This is a genomic window from Asticcacaulis sp. P2_C5 (assembly GCF_056404555.1).
The window spans coordinates 136,246-157,637 of record NZ_JBFUDU010000003.1 but is presented as its reverse complement, the minus strand read 5'-3'; the positions used below and the strand labels follow the sequence as shown (position 1 = coordinate 157,637).

Sequence of the window (21,392 nt, the reverse complement as noted above, 5' to 3'; positions counted from 1 at the left end):
TTTGCGTAGCCGACCTTGTTCCGCGCTCCCCCATACACCCGCCACCCTGGCGCTTTATCAGGCAAATTTCCATGACTCGTTCCTTTGCAACGCTCGCCGACCTGAGCCAGGCCGACATGACCTCCGGCGCCCAGGCCTCCCCAGCAGCATCACCTGTTTCCGGGGGCGTCATGCAGGCCTTTATCGTCGGCGATGACAGCAGCGAAAACCTGTCGGGCACCAATAGCGACGATACGATCGTTGCCAATGGCGGCAATGATACGATTTCCGGCCTGGACGGCATGGACTTGATTTCCGGCGGTGACGGGGATGATGTGATCTCCGGCGGCGCCGGTGACGACAATGTCGACGGTGGCCAAGGTAACAACCTCATCGACGGCGGCGAGGGCAATGATGCGCTCGGAGGCATGGGGGATGACACCATGTCCGGCGACGGCGGCAACGACACCTATATTGTCGGCAGCCTGGGCGATGTGGTGACCGAGACGTCGGGCCAGGGTACGGATATTGTCCTGGCGGCCGTCGACTATCTCCTGGCTGACAATGTCGAAAACCTGACCTTCCAGACTGGCGGCGACCGGGTCGGCATCGGTAACGGGCTTGATAACATCATCGTCGGAAACGAAGGCCATAATCAGTTGCTGGGAATGGGCGGTCAAGACTCGATCAGCGGCGACAACGGCAACGATGCTCTGTCAGGCGGTAGTGGCGACGACACCCTGTCTGGCGGAGATGACGAGGACGGTCTGAACGGCGGCGACGGCAATGACAGCCTGACGGGCGGTTTAGGCAACGACACGATCGTCGCCGGGTCGCAGGGCGACACCGGGTATGACCTTGCCTATGGTGGCGACGGCAATGACTCGCTCACCGGCACCGGGACCGGCAGCTATTTCGGCGAGGGCGGCAATGATACCTTTTCCTCGGGCGTCACCTTTGGCAGCGGCGAGCAGGGCGACGGCGGCGACGGAGTCGACACGCTCGACAACAGTCTTATAACGGCCGACTACGGGGTCGATCTGGCCTCGGGCATGACCAACTATTCGGCGATCGTCAATGAGCATTTCACCAATTTCGAAAACGCCATAATGGGGTCCGGCTATGATACCGTCTCCGGTACGACCGGCGATAACAGCCTCCAGGGCGGAGACGGCAACGACCTGCTGACGGGGTTGGCCGGGAATGACCGGCTGGATGGTGAGAGCGGTGCCGATAGCCTGAACGGCGGTACGGGCAATGACACCTATGTGATCGACAATGACGGTGATGCCATAACCGAGCTGGCAGGCGAAGGCGTGGATGAAGTCGACAGTTCGGTCACTGTCACGCTGATCGCCACGATCGAAAACCTGACCCTTACCCGCACGGCCGCCATCGACGGCACCGGCAATGACAGTGACAATGTCATCTATGGCAATGGCGCTGACAATAGCCTGAGCGGCGGCTTGGGCACCGATTCCCTCTATGCCGGTGGCGGTAACGATACCGTTCACGGCGGCGTTGGCGACGACGTCATCTATGGCGGCAATGGCTTCAATGTCATCTATGGCGACGATGGGAACGACTATGTCCAAACCCAGAGCGATTCCTATAATTCCGCCTATGACGGCGGGGCCGGACGCGACACGATCGACTACAGCTGGGTGTTCGGCAACTACAATGCGGTCATCGACCTGACGCTGGGTTCCTATGTCGACAGTTTCGGCAACGAAACCATCCTTAATTTCGAGAACGTACTGGGGACGCAGGGCTCGGAAACGATTATCGGCAATGATTCCGCCAATGGGCTGAATGGCTATGACGGCAATGATAGCCTCAGCGGCCTGGCCGGAGATGACATCCTGAATGGTGGCAACGGCAACGACACGATCGACGCCGGCATAACGGGCAGCGACGCGTTCGATACGATCGACGGCGGCGACGGCAATGACGTTATCTACGGCTCAGGTACGGGCAGCTATCTGGGCGGAGCCGGTGACGACTATATGCGCGCAGACAATACGTTTGGCGTCAGCGAGACGCTGGATGGCGGACTGGGTAACGATACGCTCGACACCACGCAATGGAGTGGAGGCTATGCGGTCAATCTGGCGACGGGTGGCACCACATATGGCGGCGAGTCCTTCGTCAATTTTGAAAATATCAAAACCGGCGATGGCAACGATACGGTCACGGGCACCAGCGGCGCCAATCAGATGTGGACCGGTGCCGGCAACGACTCGATCAATGCAGGCAGTGGCAATGACTGGCTGGACGGCGGCAGCGGCGCCGATACGATGGCCGGCGGCTTGGGCGACGATACCTTCGTCGTCGACAACTCGGCGGACCTAGTCAACGAATCGAATGGCCAGGGCACGGATACCCTCCTGTCGAGCGCGACCCATACCCTGGGCGCGACCTATATCGAGGTCCTCACCCTGACAGGTTCAGCCAATATCGATGCCAAGGGCAATACGGTCAATAATGCGCTGAACGGCAACGCAGGTAACAACAAGCTGGATGGCGGTGTCGGCGCGGACACCCTGACCGGCGGGCTTGGCGATGACACCTATGTTGTCGACAATGCCGGCGATGTCGTCGTGGAGGTCGTCGGCCAGGGGACGGATACACTGCAGACCGTGTTTACGACGACCTTGACGGCGGCGCTGGAAAACCTGGTCCTGACCGGCCAGGTGGCGGTGAACGGTACCGGCAATGCGGGCGACAACAACTTGACCGGCAATTTCGGTTCTAACAGCCTGACCGGACTTGGCGGCAACGACCGGCTGGATGGCGGCGGCGGGACGGATACCCTGGTTGGCGGCCTGGGCAACGACACCTATGTCATCGACAATGCCGGTGATATCTTTACCGAACTGAACAATCAGGGCACGGACACCTTGCTGTCGTCGGTGACGATCGCCCTGACCAATTCCCAGTCGATCGAAACCCTGACCCTGACCGGCCCGGCCCACATCAATGCCAGCGGCAACGCCTCGGCCAATGTGCTGAACGGCAATAGCGGCAATAATGTCCTCAACGGTGGTTCGGGCGCGGATACGATGTCCGGCGGGGCTGGACACGATATCTATGTCGTCGAAAATGCCGGTGACATCGTTACCGAGGGGCTGAATGCCGGCACGGACACTGTACAGTCGGCCGTGGCCTATGTGCTGGGCAACAATGTCGAGAACCTGACCCTGGCCGGCAGTGCCGCCATCAACGGTACCGGCAATGCTTTGGCCAACACCATTTATGGCAATGCCGGCGCCAATCTCCTGACGGGCGGTGGCGGGGCGGACAAGATCTACGGTCGTGGCGGCAATGACACCTATATCGTCGATAATGCCGCCATGGGGATTTCGGAACTGCTGGGCGGAGCTGATGCCGGCGGGGTCGACGAAGTGCGCGCTTCGGTTTCTCATTCGCTGAAGGATTATTTCGAGACTCTTATCCTGACGGGCGTCGGCAATATCAACGGTGTCGGCAACGGACTGGCCAACCACTTGACCGGCAATTCCGGCAACAACCTGCTGACCGGCGGTGGCGGCAACGACACCCTGCTGGGCGGGTCGGGGGCGGATCAGTTCGTTTTTGACGCCGGGTCGGGCGTCGATACTGTGGGCGATTTCTCTGGCTTGCAAAACGACCGGATCAATGTCCATGCCCTGGCTCATGGCGTGGTCAATGGTGGCGGGATCACCTTCAGCCAGGTCGGGCTGGATACGTTGGTCAATCTGGGTAGTGGCAATACGGTGACGATCACTGGCGCGCTGGTTGCCGACGTGCAGAGCCATATGGTCTGGTAAATAGAGCGCCCTGGGCTGCATCTGTGAATATGCAGCCCACAGTCGCTTGACTCTTACACCCCAATGTTATTTTTGGAGAGAACAAAACAGGAACATTGGGCGCTGGAGTGAGAGACTATGTGTTGGAAATCCGAAACCATGCTGCGTGACTTGCCGCCGGACCGGCCGATTGAAATCTGGCGCGACGGCAGGCCGTGCCTGCGCACCACCGCGCGTCAGTTGATGGGTGACGGGCGCTTTCCCGGCTTCATGTTTGTCGATCAGGTCGAATTCGCCTTTGGGTCCGATACCATTCGGGGCAGAGTTTGACCGACAGCCACCTGTGATCACGAAAGCACAGGCGTTTATCCATAAAAAACAATATGTTGCAGTGCGTCATAAAAGCTTGCCGGATTTGACACCATCCCGTCGAAAAAGCTTGGCCAAACCGTCATCATCAGCCGTTAGGCGCTCTCCCCGATACGCCACTTGAGGCGTCAATCGGGGATACAGTCATGAAATTCGCTTTGCTCACATCGGTCGCCGCCTTCGCGCTGCTGACCGGCCAGGTCCACGCCCAAGAGGTCGTGAATGACGTCGCTGCCGACGCCGCCGCGGATACGACCGCCAGCTCAGAAACCATCGAGGTCGTCGTTCTCGGCCACGGCCAGAGCCGCCAGACCCAGACCGTCAAGATGCAAGACCTGCAACAGGTCGCGCCCGGCACCAGCCCGCTGAAGGTACTGAACAAGCTGCCGGGCGTATCGTTCCAGTCGTCCGATCCGTTCGGCGCCTACGAATGGTCGACCCGCATCTCGGTCCGCGGCTTCAACCAGAACCAGATGGGCTTCACCCTGGACGGCGTGACTCTCGGTGATATGAGCTACGGCAACTATAACGGCCTGCACGTTTCGCGCGCCATCATCAATGAAGACATCGCCCGCGCCGACATGGTCCAGGGCGCTGGTGCGCTGGATACCGCCTCCTCCTCCAATATGGGCGGTACGCTGAAGTTCACCTCGCGCGATCCTTCGCAAAAGCTGGGCGGCGAACTGGCCGGCACCCTGGGTTCGGATTCGATGCACCGCCTGTATGGCCGCGTCGAAACCGGTTCGATCGAAGCCCTGGCCGGCCTGCGCGGCTATGTCTCGGCCGTCGATCAGTCGACCGAGAAGTGGAAAGGCGCCGGCCAGCAAAAGGCGCAGCAGGTCGACACCAAGTGGGTGCTGCCCCTGGGCGACGACGGCTCTCTGACCGGCTGGATCAACCATTCGGACCGCAAGGAACAGGATTATCAGGACCTGTCGTTCGAAATGATCGACCGCCTGGGCTATGACTGGGACAATTTCCAGCCGAACTGGGCCCTGGCCAATACGATCGCCAAGGACTACCAGCAGGGCATCGCCTTCCCCGCCCCGATCACCTCGGTTGATGACGCCTATTATTACGGCGCCGGCGTCCGCAAGGACACCATCGGCGGCGTGAAGCTCGACTTCGCCATCTCTGACACCATCCGCCTGACCGGCAGCCTCTATCACCACGGCAATGTCGGACAGGGCCTGTGGGTCACGCCGTACCTGCCGTCGCCGGGCGTGTCGTACTCGCCGTTCTATAATGCGAGCGCGCCGTCATCCGACAACGCCTATGTGTCGATCCGCACCACGGAATACGACATCGATCGCACCGGTGCCACCGCCGGCATCACGGTCGACCTGGGCGATCACCAGGTCGCCGCCGGTATCTGGACCGAAGACAACCACTTCCACCAGGCGCGCCGTTTCTATGGCGAAACCCTGAGCGCCCCGCACCGCGACAGCCTGGGCTTCCAGCACAACCCCTTCTATACGCAGTGGGAATACGCCTTCAACACCAAGACGACCCAGGCCTATGTCCAGGACACCTGGCAGGTCAGCGAAGCCCTGAAGGTCAATTTCGGCTTCAAGTCGCTGGAGACGCGCAATACGGTCAATCAGATCGTCGGCGGCACCATCAAGGCTGAACTGAAATCGAAGGACAGCTTCCTGCCGCAGGTCGGTGCGGTCTACAAGCTGAACGGCAACTACGAACTGTTCGGTTCGTACAGCGAAAACATGGACGCCTATGTCTCCGCCGCGACGTCGGGCCCGTTCAGTTCGCAAAGCCAGGCCAATATCGATTATGTCCGCGACCACCTGAAGCCAGAAACCTCCAAGACCACGGAAGGCGGCATTCGCGTCCGCACCGGCAAGTTCCAGGGCGTCGCTGCCCTGTACAGCGTCAAGTTCAACGGCCGTATCCTGGCGGTTGCACAGGGTTCGGGCATCCAGGGCAATGCTCCGGTCCTGTCGAACGTCGGCGACGTCGACAGCAAGGGTCTGGAACTGGCCGGCACCTACCGCTTCCTGCCGGGCTGGTCGGTCTATGCCGCCTACAGCTATAACGACTCGACCTATGGCGAGGATGTTGTCGCCGCCGACGGTACGGTCAAGGCCCACACCAAGGGCAAGACGGTCGTCAATACGCCGAAGAGCCTGCTGAAAACCGAAGTCAGCTATGACAACGGCGCCCTGTTCGCTAATCTGGGTGTCAACTATACGGGCGACCGTTACTACACCTACGAAAACATCGGCGGCAAGGTCGACGCCAGCACCATCGCCGACCTGAGCCTCGGTTACCGCTTTGTCGGCATCGGGACGACTGTACAGCTCAACGTCACCAACCTGACCGACCAGGAATATATCTCGACCATCGGCTCGAACGGCTTCACCAACAATGACGCCGACAATAACGAACAGACCATCCTGACCAGCGCTCCGCGTCAGGTGTTTGTGACCGTGCGTAAGAGTTTCTAAGTGCTCATGCGCCGCAGAGCTCCTCGCAAAAGCTCGGGCGCACGGTCGTGCTTGCCAAGCCCTGAAAAGGGCTTGGAGTCTATCACTTTGCCAGACTGCCAGCCGTGCACCACCACGGCTGGCTTTTTTCCTTCAAAGGGTCCTATCATGTCCGCCATGAACCGCCGCCAGATTCTCGGAGCCGCTGCCGTCATGTCAGCCCTGCCCTCACTCGCCCGCGCCGATGCGCGGACGGCGCCTTTAATCACCGGCCATCGCGGCGCGCCGGGCTACCTGCCCGAACATACCATCCCCGGCTATGAACTGGCGATCAAGATGGGCGTCGATTTTATCGAACCCGATCTGGTGGCGACGAAGGACGGCCATCTGATCGTGCGCCACGAACCTCTGCTGTCGGTCACCACCGATGTCACGACCCGACCTGAATTCGCCGATCGCAAACGCATGCGTTTGCTCGACGGCATCGAGATGACCGACTTTTTTGCCTGCGACTTTACACTGGACGAGATCCGCACCCTGCGCGCGCGGCAGGCCTTTGCCGACCGCGATCACAGCCATGACGGATTGTACCCGGTCGTGACCTTGCAGGAGGTTGTCGACCTGGCGCAAAGCCAGTCGAAGACCGTCGGCCGGACGATCGGCGTCTATCCCGAGACCAAGCATCCGACCTTTCATGCCAGCCTGGGGCTGGCTCTGGAGGATCGACTGCTGGACGTGCTGAACCGCGCAGGCCTGACGTCGCGGACGTCGCCGGTCATCGTCCAGTCGTTCGAGACGGCCAATCTGAAAGCGCTGCGCAAGAAGACCGATGTGCGCCTGATGCAACTGGTTGACGGATCGGATATCGATACGGCCGGTGACATCGTTTTGAAGGCGCCGTCGGACAAGCCCTATGACTGGGTGGTGGCCGGGCGCATTGACGACAATCATGCGCAACTGACGCCGGAAGGCCTGGCGGAGATTGCGACCTATGCCGATATCGTGGCGCCCTGGAAACGCTGGCTGATTGGGGTCACCAACGGCCGGACCGTCCATCGTCAGGCCATTATCGACAACGCCCATGCGGTCGGGCTGAAGGTCCATACCTGGACGCTGCGCGACGACCGGCTGGATCCGCTCTACAAGGGCGATGCCGTGGCGGAATATCTCGAACTGTTCACCATGGGGGTCGACGGACTGTTCAGCGACTTCACCGATACGGCCGTAAGAGCGCGGGATATGTGGATGAAGGGCTGATATGGAACGGCGCAGTCAGCTGGGCTTGCGCACCAAGGCATGAACAGCTTCGCGCACGGCTTGCGACTGTTTGTCAATATGCTGCTTCTGACTGGCCTTGCGCCCTGCTTCCAGAGCCAATTGTAAGACGGCGTCCGAAGACTGAATTCTATGTTCGCTTTCCAGAATACGAAGAAAATCAATCGTACTGAGTTCAATTATCTTATCGCGATCCCGAACGGTAATGCGTCGAAGCACGGCGCTTTCTTCACACAACAATATGCCCTGCTCCTCAGCCGTAAGACGACCGGGTTGCTCGATGACTTCTACGGCCGCCTGCTCGCCAAGATTGGGCTGACGCAAGGTAGGATCGAACTGCCTGGCAGCATCGAAGATGCGGTAGGCCTGGGTGGGTGCGAATTCGACCTGGCCATGATGGCGTTGCGCCCAGTCCAGAATATCGTCGGCCCCTAGCCGGGCGGCATCATGTGTCGCTTCATACAGAACGGCGTCGGGAATAATGATGTCCGCAGTTTCGATATAGAGAAGGTAATCAAGTGACTTCGCCGCCGCGAGAGTTATCAACGGGCTTGTGTCAACGACAAACAGCTTGATCTTAGGCGGCACGGCTTTGCTTCGGGAATAGCCAAAGTCTTGCCTTTTCCAATTGTGCTTCCCGGCCAGCGACAGGCATTACGGGGAAGCTCAGGCCTTCCCCCGCCAGCATAATCAGTAACTCGCCGTAAGTTACACCACCCAAGGCGCGGCGTACGTCAATGGCACTGGCCCTTCCGGTGGAATATTCGGCAAGCAGGTTTCTTTGATCGGATGACAGGCTCATAACGTATATCTAGCACAAAATAGGAACATGAGTCACGAGATTTCACAGCACTACGGTAACTGTCGCATACGCAAGCGGTAGCCAGACGCGCGGACAAAATATCAGGCAGAGTCGCGTTCCAACGGCTTGACGAGGACCGTCATGAAGAAGGGCGGCGTCAAGACAATCGGGAAGTCGCGAATTTCGCCCGTCGCCACATAACCCCGGCGCTCATAATAGGCGATCAGCTCAAGCCGTTGCTGGATCACCGTCATCTCCATGGCGGTCGCCCCAAACGTCGCGGCCGCGTGGCGTTCGGCCGCCGCGATCAATTGCTTGCCGAGACCGCCGGCCTGCAGGACCGGATCAATGCACAACAGGCCGAGATAGGCCAGGCCGTCGCCCTTGTTGGTGATCTGGACGCAGCCAATGACGCGGTCGCCATCGCGGGCGATCAGCAACCGGCTGGCCGGATCGCGCAGGATATTTTCGAGCGTGGCCGTATCTGTGCGTTGACCTTCAAGCAGATCGGCTTCGTGGGTCCAGCCGGCACGCGCGGCATCGCCACGATAGGCGCGCTCGATGACGGGATGCAGTTGATCGAGATCGGCGATAACAGCGGGTTCTATGGAAAGCATCATCTCAGGTGCGCAGGCGGTAGCCGGTCTTGAAGATCCAGGCGACAATGCTCAGGCAGATGACCATAAAGGTGAAGGTCATGCCCAGGCTGATCCACACATTGACGTCGGCCTGGCCGTAGAAGGCCCAGCGGAAACCATTGACCAGATAAACCACCGGATTGAACAGGGTGATGGTCTGCCACAGCTGCGGCAGCATCTTGATCGAGTAGAAGGTGCCGCCCAGGAAGGCGAGCGGCGACAGGATCAACATCGGGACGGCCTGGAGTTTCTCGAAACCGTCGGCCCATACGCCCAGAACGAAACCGAACAGCGAGAAGGTCACGGCGATCAGCACCAGGAAGCCGAAGGTGGCGAGCGGGTGAACTATCTCATACGGCACGAACAGGCGCGCGGTCGCCAGGATAATACAACCCAGCACGACCGACTTGGTCGCCGCCGCGCCGACATAGCCGGCCAGGACTTCGACCACGGAAACCGGCGCGGACAGAACTTCGTAGATTGTCCCGGTAAAGCGCGGCAGATAGATGCCGAACGAGGCGTTGGACGTGCTTTCGGTCAGCAGGGTCAGCATGACTAGACCCGGGATGATGAAGGCGCCATACGAAACACCTCCGACCGCACCCATCTTGCTGCCGATGGCCGAACCGAAGACGATGAAATACAGCGAGGTCGAGATGACCGGCGTGGCCAGGCTCTGGAACAGGGTGCGGATACTGCGGCCCAGTTCGGCGGCGTAGATAACCTTGATAGCGTGCCAGTTCATAGCGACTTCCCTCCTACCAGGCTAACGAAGATGTCTTCGAGCGACGAACGGCTCATATCGACCGATTTGAAGTCGAGGTTCAGGGCGGCCATGGCCTTGATCAGGCCAGCGGCGTCGCTTTCGGTGTCGTCGCTTTCGCCCTTCAGCGTCAGGGACAGGGTCAGGCCGTCGTCGCTGAGCTTCAGCGGCCATTTCGCAAGACCAGGCGGCACGGCGTCCAGCGGTTGTTTCAGGCCGATCGTCACCTGGGTCTGGCCCAGCTTGCGCATAAGAGTGTGTTTCTCTTCGACCAGGATGATCTCGCCCTTATTGATGACGCCGATTCGGTCGGCCATTTCTTCGGCCTCTTCGATATAGTGGGTGGTTAAGATGATGGTCACGCCGCTCTCGCGCAACTTGCGGACCATCTCCCACATGTCGCGACGTAGTTCGACATCGACGCCGGCGGTCGGTTCGTCGAGAAACAGGATCTGGGGTTCGTGCGCCAGGGCCTTGGCGATCAGTACGCGACGCTTCATGCCGCCGGACAGGGTGGCGATCTTATTGTCCTTCTTGTCCCACAGCGACAGATCACGCAGGACCTTTTCGAGATGCTTGCGGTTTGGCGCCTTGCCGAACAGGCCGCGCGAAAAAGACACCGTGTCCCACACCGTGGTGAACATGTCGGTCGCCAGTTCCTGCGGCACCAGGCCGATGGCCGAACGCGCCTTGCGGAAGTCGTCGGCGATGTCGTGGCCGTCAGCCGTCACCTTGCCCGAGGTCGGCCGGACCAGGCCGCAGATAATGCCGATCAGGGTCGTCTTGCCGGCGCCATTCGGTCCGAGCAGGGCGAAGATCTCGCCGCGTTTGATCTCGAGGTCGACGCTTTTCAGGGCATGAAGGCCGCCCTTATAGGTCTTTTCGAGCTTCTCGATGGTGATGATCGAATCGTTCATTCCAACGTCCTTTGTACGGTGCGTTCTCTATGGCGCATGGGTGCCCAGGGTGCAAGGACGCGGCCGATGACTGCTGACGTGGAGTGTCAGGGTCGGATTATTAAGGTTTTCGCCGAAAAACCGTCACGTAGCTGTTAAACCCCTGTCGTGAAATCACCCTATCCGCCTAGCGTAACTGACACGGTTACGAGGTCGATATGGCTTTCAATCGCAGACGAGCCCTGCTGGGCTTCGGCATTGTGGCGGCCTCGCCCGCGCTCGGGGCCTCCGCTGTGGCGACCTCCCCACCGCAAGGCCTGCGCTTCGACCACGGCGTCGCCTCGGGCGATCCGCTGGTCGACCGGGTCATACTGTGGACCCGGATCAGCGGGGCTGAGATGCCGATCCATGTGACCTGGCAAATTGCCCACGATGACAGCTTTGCCGATATTGCCGCGAAAGGCAGCTTCACGACGGACTCGGGCCGCGACTATACGGTCAAGATCGACGCCGCCGACCTGGCACCCGGACAGGACTATGTCTACCGCTTCGCGGTCGGCGATGTCGTCTCCCCGATCGGGCGGACGCGCACACTGCCGCGCCAGGGAGACAAGATGGTAGCGGACAAGGTCGTTTTAGCCGTCGCCTCGTGCTCGCTGCACCCCAACGGCTTTTTCAACGCCTATCGCGCCATTGCCGACCTGGACCGGGTCGATGCCGTGGTTCACCTGGGCGACTATATCTACGAATACGGCGCCGGCCTGACCGATTACGGCATGGGCAATGGCCGCCTGCTGGATCGCAATCCCCAGCCGCCGCACGAGATCGTCTCGCTCGACGACTACCGCACGCGCCACGGCCAGTACAAGCGCGATCCCGATTTGCAGGCGGCCCATGCCCGGGCGCCGTGGATCTGTGTCTTCGACGACCACGAACTGTGCAACAATCCGTGGACCAGCGGGGCGGAGAACCATGACCCTGAAGCCGGCGAAGGCGACTTCATGGTCCGCAAGGCGGCGGCGCTAAAGGCCTATGGAGAATGGATGCCGATCCGCGATGCCGCGCCTGGCCGGCTGCCCGAGGCCATCTACCGCAGCTTCCGTTTCGGAGACCTGGCCGAACTGATCATGACCGAGACACGGCTGCTGGCACGGACGAAGCAACTCGACTACGGCGAGGATCTGGCCGGGGCGGACGGCACTCCGGATTTCGCCGCCATGCGGGCAAAACTCGACGATCCGCGACGCGAACTGCTGGGCGCTGAACAGCGGGCTTGGCTGGGCGCGACCCTGCAGTCGTCGGTCCAGGCCGGCGTGCGCTGGCAGGTCCTGGGCAATCAGGTGGTCATGGCCCGCACCGCCGGTCCCGATATAGCTGCGGCGCTGGGCGAAGGCGCGGTCGCCACGCTGCGAACAGTCTTGCCTGCCGGGCAGCGCAGCCAGATGGAGGCCATGCTGGCCCTGTTCGGACGTGCCGATGCCTTTCCGTGGAATCTCGATGCCTGGGACGGCTATCCGGCCGAGCGCGAGCGCCTGTATAGCCTGGTCAAGGCGGCCAGGGCACGCATGGTCGTTCTGTCCGGCGACAGCCATACAGCCTGGGCCAATCAACTGCACGACGCCGGCGGTGTCCAAGTGGCGGTCGAGATGGGCATCACCTCGGTCACCTCGCCGACGCGATGGCTGGACGCCTGGCTGCCCGACCTGAAACTGGCCGACGCCATGGCGACGCGCAATGACGAAGTGCTGGCGGCGGACGACGGCCACAACGGCTTTGTCCGCTTGACCCTGACGCGCGAAAAGATGACCGGTGAATGGATGGCCGTCGACACCATCACGTCACGGGATTTTCACTGCACGGTGCGCAAGCGTTTCGAAGCCCTGGCCGTGGACGGTGGCGTCGGGGCCTTGTCTGAGGTCGCCTAAGTTAGACTTCCCTTTCCCAGTGCTGCGATATATTGTCCGACATAACAATAGTATCGGGGAGGACGGATGGCGCCGGGGGCTGTCAAGAAGATCGTCATATTGGGCGGCGGCACGGCCGGCTGGATGACGGCGGCGGCGCTGATCAAGGCCATGTCGCAGACGTCGGTCGTGCTGGTCGAGTCAGAAGAGATCGGCATCATCGGCGTCGGCGAAGCTACCGTACCGTCGATCAGCATGTTCAATGCCATGCTGGACCTCGACGTCCCCGACTTCATGCGGGCGTGCGAAGCGACCTTCAAGCTGGGTATCCAGTTCGTCGACTGGGGCCGGCTTGGCGCGCGCTACATGCATCCCTTCACCAACTACGGCGCCGACGTTCAAAGCCCGGACTTCGGACCGCTGTGGATGCGCTATGCCAAGGGTCACGGTCAGGCGTTTCCGATCGACGACTATAACCTGGCCTGTGTGGCGTCGGTAGAAGGCCGCTTCATGCTGCCGCGGCGCGGCCAGGCCATGGCGGTCGGGCCGATGGGCTATGCTTTCCATTTCGATGCGGCCCTGTATGCCCGCTATCTGCGCAGCTATGCCGAGGCGCGCGGTGTCGTGAGAATCGAAGGCAAGGCCGTGGCGGTGGGCCAGGACGCCGACAGCGGCGATATCACGGATGTGACCTTGGCAGACGGCCGCGCGATCGAAGGCAGCTTCTTTGTCGATTGCAGCGGTTTTCAGGGTGTACTGATCGAACAGACGCTAAAGACCGGCTATGACGACTGGAGCCGGTGGCTGCCGTGCAATCGCGCCGTGGCGGTGCCCAGTGAACATGCCGGACCGCCGGCGCCCTATACGCGGTCAACAGCGGATGCGGCCGGGTGGAGGTGGCGCATTCCGTTGCAGCATCGCGTCGGCAATGGCCACGTCTATGCCAGCCGCTTCATGGACGACGACGAGGCCGAACGGCGGTTATTGGCGGGTTTGGAAGGACCAGCCCTGGCTGAGCCACGGCGATTGCGCTTTGTCACCGGCAAGCGGCGCCGGGTGTGGGTCAGAAACTGTACGGCGATCGGCTTGTCGTCGGGCTTTCTGGAACCGCTGGAATCGACCAGCATCTATATGATCCAGACGGCGATCCTGCGCTTGTTGGGGGCATTGCTGCATACGGGATTGGGACCGGACACTGTGTCGGCCTTGAATCAACAGGCTGACATTGAGTTCGAGAATATCCGCGACTTTATCATCCTGCATTACAAACGGTCGGTGCGCGATGATTCCGAATTCTGGCGCTATTGCCGTGATATGGACGTGCCCGACGCGGTGGCCGCCAATATGGCGCAGTTCGCCGCCAAGGGACGGGTGAGCATTCCGAAGGATCATCCCTTCCCGATGCAGGGCTGGCTCGCCGTCATGTTGGGCCAGGGCGGTTTGCCGGACGCGCTCGATCCGGACTTGCCCGATATGCCGGTTGCTGAGTTGGCGCGGTTTATGGAAGAGAGCCGGCAGGCTGTCATAGCCATGGTCGAGACCATGCCAACCCAAGGAGACTTTCTGAAGCTGTTGCTGAAGCCCAGAGCGAGCGTTCTAGCGGTGTAGTAATCAGAGTGTTTGTAGTCCCGATATCGTCGATATGACTCTGACCTTAAGTGCCCCGCCCGGCACTTCCTTAAAGATCAGCTCTCGCGGAAGGTCTTCCACAGAGACTGGTTCAGCGGTTCCAGGATATATTGCAGCACCGTGCGCTTGCGCAGCGGCACGACGATTTCCACCGGCAGGCCGGGTTTCAAGGCCGCCTCACGGATACGGTTCAGGGTCGCCAAGGTTTCCGGGCTAATCTGGACGCGCGCCGTGTAGAAGGAACGATTGTTTTCCTTGTCGACAAAGCTGTCGCCCGACACATCGAGCACCTTGCCCATCAGGATCGGGACATCGCGCTCATGCAGTGACGTAAAGCGGACCTGAGCTTCCTGACCGGGCTGGACGTCGTTGCCGTCCTTGGCCTCGACCATGGCCTGGATAACCAACGGCGTGGCGTCGGGAACGATATCCAGCAGCTTCTGGCCCGGCGCGATAACGCCGCCGACCGTCGACACCGATAACCCCATCACCTTGCCCGTCGCCGTGGCGCGGACATGCAGGCGGTCGTAGGACTGGCGTGCCGCAAACAGTTGCGGTTCCATAGTCTTCAGACGGCCCTGGGTGTCCTGGAGTTCGGACATGACCTGGTCGAGATATTGCTTGCGGACACCGGCGGCCTGCATCTGGGTTTCGCCAATCGACGCCTGGGCCGAGGCCACCTGGGCCTTCAGAGCGCCGTATTCGCCTTCGAGGCCGGCGATCGATTCCTGCAGGGCGCGCACGCGGGTCGTCGGCGCATAGCCCTTGGCATTGAGGTCTTCAACACCGGCCAGTTCTTCCTTGGTGAGCGACCGGCGCTGGGTGTTAGACGACATTTGTTCCTGGTTGCCGATGATCTGTTCGCGAGTCTGAGTCACGCGCTGGTCGAGGACCGAAAGCTGCGATGCCATGAAACTGCGGCTGGCCGCCATGGTCTTGCGTTGCAGGTCCATGGCGCTGTCGATGGTCGGACGCAGCTCCGGTCCGAGTTCGGCGAATTCAACAGGTTCGGCAAAACCGCCCTGTTGACGCTGTTCAGCCATGAGCCGTGCTTCACGCGTCTTCAGGTCGATATATTGCGCCAAAAGCGCATTGGCATTGGCTTCGGTCTCGTCCCCCGACAAGGTCATCAGGACCTGGCCCTTGTGGACCATGTCGCCTTCCTTGACGAACAGGCCGGTGACGATGCCGCCTTCCTTGTGCTGCACTTCCTGGCGATTGCCGATGACGGCGATGGTGCCATGGGCATAGACGGCCGAATCGACGCGCGCCCAGGCGGCCCAGCCGAGCAGGACAACGAAAAAGACAAAGACGATACCCAGGCCGAAGCGGATATCGGTAGTCGGATCATCGGCCCCGTCACCGCCGCGCGTGATGCCGAAAGTGTCGGTCAGCTTGCGCCACATCGGCTTGGCGCGCGGTTCAGGACGCGGCGCGTTCAATGCGTCACCCGTCGTACCATCGAGATTGCCGTGTGCCATGTTTTCGTTCACCTGAAATCAGCTCGTCTTGCCGCCGGCGATGGGCGCCAGGTTTGTGGCGGCCTGCTGGCCGGCCTGTTGTTTACGCAGCGCCTCGGCATATTGCGCCGGCGTGCCCAGGAAGGCGACGCGGCCATTGGCCAGCATCATCAGGCGCGTCACGCGGTCGAGCACCATGGCGCGGTGGGCGATGACGATCACGCAGCCGCCGCGGGCGCAGACGCCGCTCATGGCGCTGATCAGGGCGGCTTCACCGGCGCTATCCTGATAGGCATTGGGCTCGTCGAGCACGAGAATCGCCGGGTCGCGGTAAAGCGCCCGCGCCAGGGCGACACGCTGCGCCTGGCCACCCGACAGCCCCTGGCCGTTGATCGCCAGCATGGTGTTGTAGCCGTTGGACAGTTGCAGGATGATCTCATGCACGCCGGCCAGCTTGGCGGCAGCGATGACAGCTTCATCGATTTCGTCATTATCGCCGGTTTCGAAGCGACAGATATTGTCACGGACGCTGCCGGCGAACAGAGAGGCGTCCTGCGGCATGTAGCCGACATATTTCGCCAGCACTTCCGGATCCCAGTCCTTGCGCTCGGCGCCATCGATGCGGATCGTGCCGATATCGTAGCCGTCGCAGCCAACCAGGACCCGGGCCAGGGTCGACTTGCCGGCGCCCGAGACCCCGGCAATGCCCAGCATTTCGCCCGGATTGACCTGGAAGCTGATGTTCTGAAGGATATAGGCCTTCTGTTCCGGGTGAACGATGTTGAGGCCTTCGACGGTCAGCACCGAACGGGGACGCGGCAGTGACGTCAGGGTCTTTTCGGCCTGTTCGTTCAGCGCCTTGTCGACCAGGCGGAAGGCATTGTAGCCGCGGATCAGGCTGCGCCAATTGTTGATCACCTGCTCCATCGGCGTCAGGGCGCGCGACATCAGCAGCGAGGCGGCGAAGATGGCACCGGACGAGATTTCCTGGTGGATGGCCAGCCAGGCGCCGACGCCCAGGGCAATCGACTGCAGCAGTTGGCGGAGGAATTTCGAGGTGGTGGAGAAGCCGCCGACGCTGAGATTGGCGCGGATCTGGTCATCGAGCGCCGAGTGGCGTTCATTGAGCTGCAAATCGACCAGGGCCCGGCGCATGCCCAGGGCGCGGACGACATCGGCGCGCTGGCTGGTGGCTTCCTGGCGCTGATAGGCCTTGGACATGGCCTCGGCCGACTGGGTGATGTAGCGGTAGGAAGCGCGCTCCGACAACCAGGTGATAACGGCCAGGCAGGCGCCGCCGCCGACGGTCAGCCAGCCCAGGGTCGAGTGCAGATAGAAGCACAGACTGAGGAACAGCACGATCCACGGCAGGTCGAACAGGGCCACAATACCGGCGCCCGACAAGGTCTGCTTGAAAGCATCGAATTCGCGCAGCAGGGCCGAACCGGTAGTCTGACGCCCATTGCCGATTCGGGCATATAGGTGGTTCAGCACTTCACCGGCCAGGATCTTGTCGATTCGCACGCCCGAACGCATCAGCAGGCGCGAACGCACGCTGTCGAGGAAGGACATGGTGCCCAGCGACAGGACCAGGATCAGGGTCAGGTAGACCAGGGTCATCACCCCGCCGGTCGAGACGACGCGGCTGTAAACCTGAAGCATATACAGCGTCGGCGCCAGGCTGAGCAGGTTGATGAAGAAGCTGAAAATGGCGGCATTGACGAAGTGCGGTCGGCACTGTTTCAGTGCTGCGGCCATGACCGGGTTGATCTTGAAGCGTGTGAGAGCTGAAATCATGGCGGCCGTTATAACCGGAGGATATTACTGAAATAAGATAACGCGACTCATAAAGAATATGCCCGGCCTGCACAAGGGCAGGCCGGGCATTTTTACTCGCGCCGGTTACCAGTCTCGCCTGTTACCAGATGATATGCGACAGCAGGGCCGGGTTGGTAGCCGCAACGTTGTTCAGGGTTATGCTGTTACCGCCGCCGAGATCGACGATGGTGTCAGCGCCGGACTGGGTCAGGGTAATGCCGCCACCATAGGCGACGCCGCCGCTGAGGGCATGCAGGTCCAGGGTATCGCCATAGATGCCGAAGTCCGTAATGATATCGACGCCGGAGTTTTGACCAAAGACAAAGTTATCGTTTCCGCTGCCGCCGGTCAGGATGTCATTGCCAGCCCCGCCGTCCAGGGTGTCATTACCAGCGCTGGCATTGAGACTGTTAGCACCATCGTTTCCGGTCACGGTGTTGGCGATGGCATTGCCGGTTGCGTCGATATTCGCCGAACCCGTCAGGGCCAGGACTTCGACATAGGCGCTGCCCAAAGCATAGGACACACTGGACAGGATGGTATCGTTGCCCTCGCCGGCGAATTCGCGCACCAGATCGGCGCCGTCGTCGACCGTAAAGGTATCGTCGCCGAGATTCCCCAGCATCGTATCCGCGCCGGCGCCGCCATCGATCCTGTCGTCCCCGCCCCCGCCGTTCAACAGATTATTGCCACTGTTACCAAACAGGGCGTTGTCGAGCCCATTACCAGCGCCGGCAAGGCTGTCCACCCCGCCCAGGATCAGGTTTTCAACATTGGCCCCCAGGGTGAAATTCACCGACGACCAGACGACGTCGCTGCCCGCATCGCTGTTTTCGACCACGACATCGCCGCGGTGGTCGACGACATAGGTGTCATCGCCGGCGCCACCTTCCAGGTGGTTGCGGCCAGTGTTGCCGTTCAGAATATTCGCCAGGCCATTGCCGGTGCCGTCGACATCGGCTGTCCCGGTCAAGAGCAGGATTTCGACATTGGCCCCCAGGGTGAAACTCACCGACGACAGGACCAGGTCGATGCCCGCATTGCTGTTTTCGACCACCACGTCACCGCTGTTGTCGACGGAATAGGTGTCATTGCCAGCGCCACCTTCGAGGTGGTTGCTGCCAGTGTTCCCGTTCAGTGTATTGGCCAGGGCGTTGCCGGTGCCGTCTATATCGGCCGTGCCAGTCAGGGTCAGGGTTTCGACATAGGCACCGCCCAGAGCGTAGGAAACGCTGGACAATACGGTGTCGTTGCCTTCTCCGGAAAATTCACGCACCAGGTCATTGGCGTCGTCAATAGTATAGGTGTCATCGCCAAGGTTGCCCAGCAGGGTGTCGGCGCCCAGGCCGCCGTCCAGCACGTCGTTACCGTCGCCGCCGCGCAGGAGATTATTACCGGCATTGCCGGTCAGTGTGTTGTCAAGCGCGTTGCCGGTGCCGCCGACATTGTCGACGCCGGTCAAGATCAGGTTTTCAACATTGGCCGCAAGGGTCAGGTTGATCGAGGACAGGACCAGGTCGATGCCTGCATTATCGCCTTCGACGACAACACCACCGGCTCTGTCGACACTATAGGTATCGTTGCCGGCGCCACCAGCAAGGGTATCGGCGCCGCCGCCGCCGTCGAGGTGGTTGTTGCCGCTGTTGCCATTCAGCGTATTGGCCAGGCCGTTGCCGGTGGCGTCGATGTCGGCCACGCCCGTCAGGGTCAGGGTTTCGACATAGGCCCCGCCCAGGGCGAAGGAGACGTTGGACAGGACGGTGTCGGTGCCTTCGCCGGCAAATTCCCGGATCAGGTCATTGGCGTCGTTGACGATAAAGGTGTCGTCGCCGAGGTTACCGAGCAGGGTATCGGCCCCAAAGCTGCCGTCCAGCACGTCATTACCGTCGCCGCTGCGCAGCAGGTTGTCGCCGCTATTGCCGGTAATCGCGTTGTCGAGCGCATTCCCGGTGCCGCCGACGTTGTCGACGCCGGTCAAGATCAGGTTTTCGAGGTTGGCCGCCAGGGTCAGTGTAACGGAGGTGCGCACCGTGTCCGTACCTTCATCGGCCAGTTCGCTAACCAAGTCATGGGCCTCGTCGACCACATAGGTGTCATCGCCGGTGCTGCCGGTCAGGGTGTCAAAGCCGGCGCCACCGTCCAGCCAGTCATTGCCATCCAGGCCGTTCAGCACGTCTCGGCCGCCCAGGCTCTGCAGGACGTCGTCGCCGGCATCGCCGGTCATGGTATCGGCGCCATCGCTGCCCACATCGGCCAGGGCGAATTGACGCGTTTGGACGGTCGATTGGTCGCCGATCCAGGTGGCGACGAAGCCCCCGGCCGCGAGGGCTTCGATGTGGACACTGCTCTGGGCGTCGTCTGTACCGATGAGTGTTTCGCCGCCCACGCGGTTACCGTCGACGTCATATTGCTGGTAGAAAGTATGTGAGTAACCGTCATAGCTGCTCCAGGCGACAATCATGCTGCCGTCGCTCAGGATCGCCACCGACGGATTGGTCTGGAAGTAATCGATCGTCGTATTGACGAGAAATACATCGCCGACGCTTGTGCCGTCATTGGTGAAGCGCTGGGCCAGGATGCCCATGTAGCTGGTGTCATTGCCTTCCCACAGGACAAGATAGCCGCCATTGAAGGCGACGATCTTCGGATTGGCGGGATAAAAATCGTAGGCCTGCGAGACGATTTGGATGGGATCGCCGATAAGCGTGCCGTCAGCGGCATGATGTTCGACCAGAACGTCATAGTGGATATAGTTGTAAGTGGTATTCGACGCCATCAGATAGCTGCCGTCCGACAGGGCTGTCAGGACGCCGTTCAGATGATAGTAACCCGCTGTGGTGGACGCTTTGCTCTCAAGATACGTACCGTCGGCGGCGTAGTGGAGAAAGAACCGCGTGTCGGCAGAATAGCCGACGGCGGAGATAACGAAGCTGCCGTCGGTCAGGACGGTCGCTGCCGGCATATCGCCGGCTTCGACCAGTAAGGTCACGGGGCCAGTGTCGCTTCCGCCCTGAATGAAGCTGACGTGGTGTCCGGCGGAATCGAAACGCTGGGCGTTGATGGACGAGCTGTAATCGTAGTGCAGCCAGGTGACGACATAGCCGCCGTCGTCCATAGCCAGTACCTGCGCCCCGTCATCAAAGGCGTAGGCTCCGGCGCGGGGCGGGCTGATCAGTTCGGCTGCACTGACCGCGTTACCGACGGCGCTAAACACCTGGGCATAGAGGTTGGTCACGCCACTGCTATCGGATATCTGAACGTAATCCGTCCAGGTCACGACGTAGTTGCCGTCCTTGAGCTGGGTAATGTCTGAGGTGTAGTCGGCCGCAGGGCTGAGCTGCGTTTCGGGCATGGGGGTAAGAATATTGGTCACTAAAATTCCTGATCATATGGCGCGTTGAAGATGATTTTAGAGGCCGTTCCCCGGCCATAAAGCAATCGTTTGCAGCGGTGACCATAGAGGGTAAACGCGCCGGGTCAATGTATCAGTACGGGAAAATGCGGTAATAATTTGCCGCATAGGGAAAGCGCCGTCGTATTTCGGATAGCCTTGGCAGTCTTGGGTTTCAGACGTGTGTGATGTTCTGCTGGCCGCATATGACACTCAACATACAAAAACGCCCTCCGAAT

The 21,392-nt window shown here is 60.8% G+C and carries 14 protein-coding genes; 6 read left to right on the top strand and 8 right to left on the bottom strand.

Going from position 1 to position 21,392, the window contains the following annotated elements; translation table 11 throughout:
- Nucleotides 1–71 precede the first annotated feature (71 nt).
- From AC1DXO_RS06670 to AC1DXO_RS06655, 4 genes are all read left to right on the top strand, one after another.
- Entirely contained in the window at nucleotides 72–3,788 is a 3,717-nt protein-coding gene (locus AC1DXO_RS06670) for a beta strand repeat-containing protein (protein WP_476977334.1), read from the top strand.
- 138 nt (nucleotides 3,789–3,926) lie between these two features.
- Entirely contained in the window at nucleotides 3,927–4,097 is a 171-nt protein-coding gene (locus AC1DXO_RS06665; RefSeq protein WP_476977333.1) for a hypothetical protein, read from the top strand.
- A gap of 185 nt (nucleotides 4,098–4,282) precedes the next feature.
- A complete protein-coding gene (locus AC1DXO_RS06660; RefSeq protein ID WP_476977332.1) occupies nucleotides 4,283–6,598 on the top strand; it encodes a TonB-dependent receptor in 2,316 nt (771 codons plus the stop codon).
- A 147-nt stretch (nucleotides 6,599–6,745) separates the two neighbouring features.
- The gene (locus AC1DXO_RS06655) at nucleotides 6,746–7,834 is read left to right on the top strand and encodes a glycerophosphodiester phosphodiesterase (RefSeq protein ID WP_476977331.1); all 1,089 of its coding nucleotides are present in this window, start codon (nucleotides 6,746–6,748) and stop codon (nucleotides 7,832–7,834) included.
- A gap of 15 nt (nucleotides 7,835–7,849) precedes the next feature.
- Here the strand turns inward: AC1DXO_RS06655 and AC1DXO_RS06650 are convergent, their stop codons facing one another.
- The 5 genes from AC1DXO_RS06650 to AC1DXO_RS06630 all read right to left on the bottom strand — a co-directional run bounded on the left by AC1DXO_RS06650 (nucleotide 7,850) and on the right by AC1DXO_RS06630 (nucleotide 10,972).
- On the bottom strand, nucleotides 7,850–8,440 hold the full coding sequence (locus AC1DXO_RS06650) for a PIN domain-containing protein (protein ID WP_476977330.1): 591 nt from the start codon (nucleotides 8,438–8,440) through the stop codon (nucleotides 7,850–7,852).
- Nucleotides 8,430–8,654 (bottom strand): hypothetical protein, encoded by a 225-nt coding sequence (locus AC1DXO_RS06645; RefSeq protein WP_476977329.1) that lies wholly within the window; start codon nucleotides 8,652–8,654, stop codon nucleotides 8,430–8,432. The genes AC1DXO_RS06650 and AC1DXO_RS06645 overlap by 11 nt, the downstream gene beginning before the upstream one ends.
- A gap of 101 nt (nucleotides 8,655–8,755) precedes the next feature.
- The gene (locus tag AC1DXO_RS06640) at nucleotides 8,756–9,274 is read right to left on the bottom strand and encodes a GNAT family N-acetyltransferase (protein WP_476977328.1); all 519 of its coding nucleotides are present in this window, start codon (nucleotides 9,272–9,274) and stop codon (nucleotides 8,756–8,758) included.
- A gap of 1 nt (nucleotide 9,275) precedes the next feature.
- On the bottom strand, nucleotides 9,276–10,037 hold the full coding sequence (locus tag AC1DXO_RS06635; protein ID WP_476977327.1) for an ABC transporter permease: 762 nt from the start codon (nucleotides 10,035–10,037) through the stop codon (nucleotides 9,276–9,278).
- Nucleotides 10,034–10,972: an ABC transporter ATP-binding protein gene (locus tag AC1DXO_RS06630; protein ID WP_476977326.1), complete on the bottom strand. Its 939-nt coding sequence runs from the start codon at nucleotides 10,970–10,972 to the stop codon at nucleotides 10,034–10,036. Before AC1DXO_RS06630 ends, AC1DXO_RS06635 begins: the two co-directional genes overlap by 4 nt.
- Before the next feature lie 197 nt (nucleotides 10,973–11,169).
- On the opposite strand from AC1DXO_RS06630, the gene AC1DXO_RS06625 reads away from it, so the two are divergent.
- Nucleotides 11,170–12,876, top strand: a complete 1,707-nt coding sequence (locus AC1DXO_RS06625; protein ID WP_476977325.1) for an alkaline phosphatase D family protein — start codon at nucleotides 11,170–11,172, stop codon at nucleotides 12,874–12,876.
- A 66-nt stretch (nucleotides 12,877–12,942) separates the two neighbouring features.
- Complete coding sequence (locus AC1DXO_RS06620; protein WP_476977324.1) at nucleotides 12,943–14,463, top strand: tryptophan halogenase family protein; 1,521 nt, start codon at nucleotides 12,943–12,945, stop codon at nucleotides 14,461–14,463.
- A 77-nt stretch (nucleotides 14,464–14,540) separates the two neighbouring features.
- Here AC1DXO_RS06620 and AC1DXO_RS06615 read toward each other — a convergent pair whose 3' ends face one another.
- The 3 genes from AC1DXO_RS06615 to AC1DXO_RS06605 all read right to left on the bottom strand — a co-directional run bounded on the left by AC1DXO_RS06615 (nucleotide 14,541) and on the right by AC1DXO_RS06605 (nucleotide 21,135).
- Nucleotides 14,541–15,965 (bottom strand): HlyD family type I secretion periplasmic adaptor subunit, encoded by a 1,425-nt coding sequence (locus tag AC1DXO_RS06615; RefSeq protein WP_476977323.1) that lies wholly within the window; start codon nucleotides 15,963–15,965, stop codon nucleotides 14,541–14,543.
- An 18-nt stretch (nucleotides 15,966–15,983) separates the two neighbouring features.
- Nucleotides 15,984–17,741: a type I secretion system permease/ATPase gene (locus AC1DXO_RS06610; RefSeq protein WP_476977322.1), complete on the bottom strand. Its 1,758-nt coding sequence runs from the start codon at nucleotides 17,739–17,741 to the stop codon at nucleotides 15,984–15,986.
- 121 nt (nucleotides 17,742–17,862) lie between these two features.
- Complete coding sequence (locus AC1DXO_RS06605) at nucleotides 17,863–21,135, bottom strand: hypothetical protein (protein WP_476977321.1); 3,273 nt, start codon at nucleotides 21,133–21,135, stop codon at nucleotides 17,863–17,865.
- Between the last annotated feature and the right edge of the window lie 257 nt (nucleotides 21,136–21,392).

What these genes read in the sequence shown, in the direction of transcription:
- AC1DXO_RS06670 (WP_476977334.1), top strand. Translation starts at nt 72, where the DNA reads ATGACTCGTTCCTTTGCAACGCTCGCCGACCTGAGCCAGGCCGACATG.
- AC1DXO_RS06665 (WP_476977333.1), top strand. Translation starts at nt 3,927, where the DNA reads ATGCTGCGTGACTTGCCGCCGGACCGGCCGATTGAAATCTGGCGCGAC.
- AC1DXO_RS06660 (WP_476977332.1), top strand. Translation starts at nt 4,283, where the DNA reads ATGAAATTCGCTTTGCTCACATCGGTCGCCGCCTTCGCGCTGCTGACC.
- AC1DXO_RS06655 (WP_476977331.1), top strand. Translation starts at nt 6,746, where the DNA reads ATGTCCGCCATGAACCGCCGCCAGATTCTCGGAGCCGCTGCCGTCATG.
- AC1DXO_RS06645 (WP_476977329.1), bottom strand. Translation starts at nt 8,654, where the DNA reads ATGAGCCTGTCATCCGATCAAAGAAACCTGCTTGCCGAATATTCCACC.
- AC1DXO_RS06640 (WP_476977328.1), bottom strand. Translation starts at nt 9,274, where the DNA reads ATGATGCTTTCCATAGAACCCGCTGTTATCGCCGATCTCGATCAACTG.
- AC1DXO_RS06635 (WP_476977327.1), bottom strand. Translation starts at nt 10,037, where the DNA reads ATGAACTGGCACGCTATCAAGGTTATCTACGCCGCCGAACTGGGCCGC.
- AC1DXO_RS06630 (WP_476977326.1), bottom strand. Translation starts at nt 10,972, where the DNA reads ATGAACGATTCGATCATCACCATCGAGAAGCTCGAAAAGACCTATAAG.
- AC1DXO_RS06625 (WP_476977325.1), top strand. Translation starts at nt 11,170, where the DNA reads ATGGCTTTCAATCGCAGACGAGCCCTGCTGGGCTTCGGCATTGTGGCG.
- AC1DXO_RS06620 (WP_476977324.1), top strand. Translation starts at nt 12,943, where the DNA reads ATGGCGCCGGGGGCTGTCAAGAAGATCGTCATATTGGGCGGCGGCACG.
- AC1DXO_RS06615 (WP_476977323.1), bottom strand. Translation starts at nt 15,965, where the DNA reads ATGGCACACGGCAATCTCGATGGTACGACGGGTGACGCATTGAACGCG.
- AC1DXO_RS06610 (WP_476977322.1), bottom strand. Translation starts at nt 17,741, where the DNA reads ATGATTTCAGCTCTCACACGCTTCAAGATCAACCCGGTCATGGCCGCA.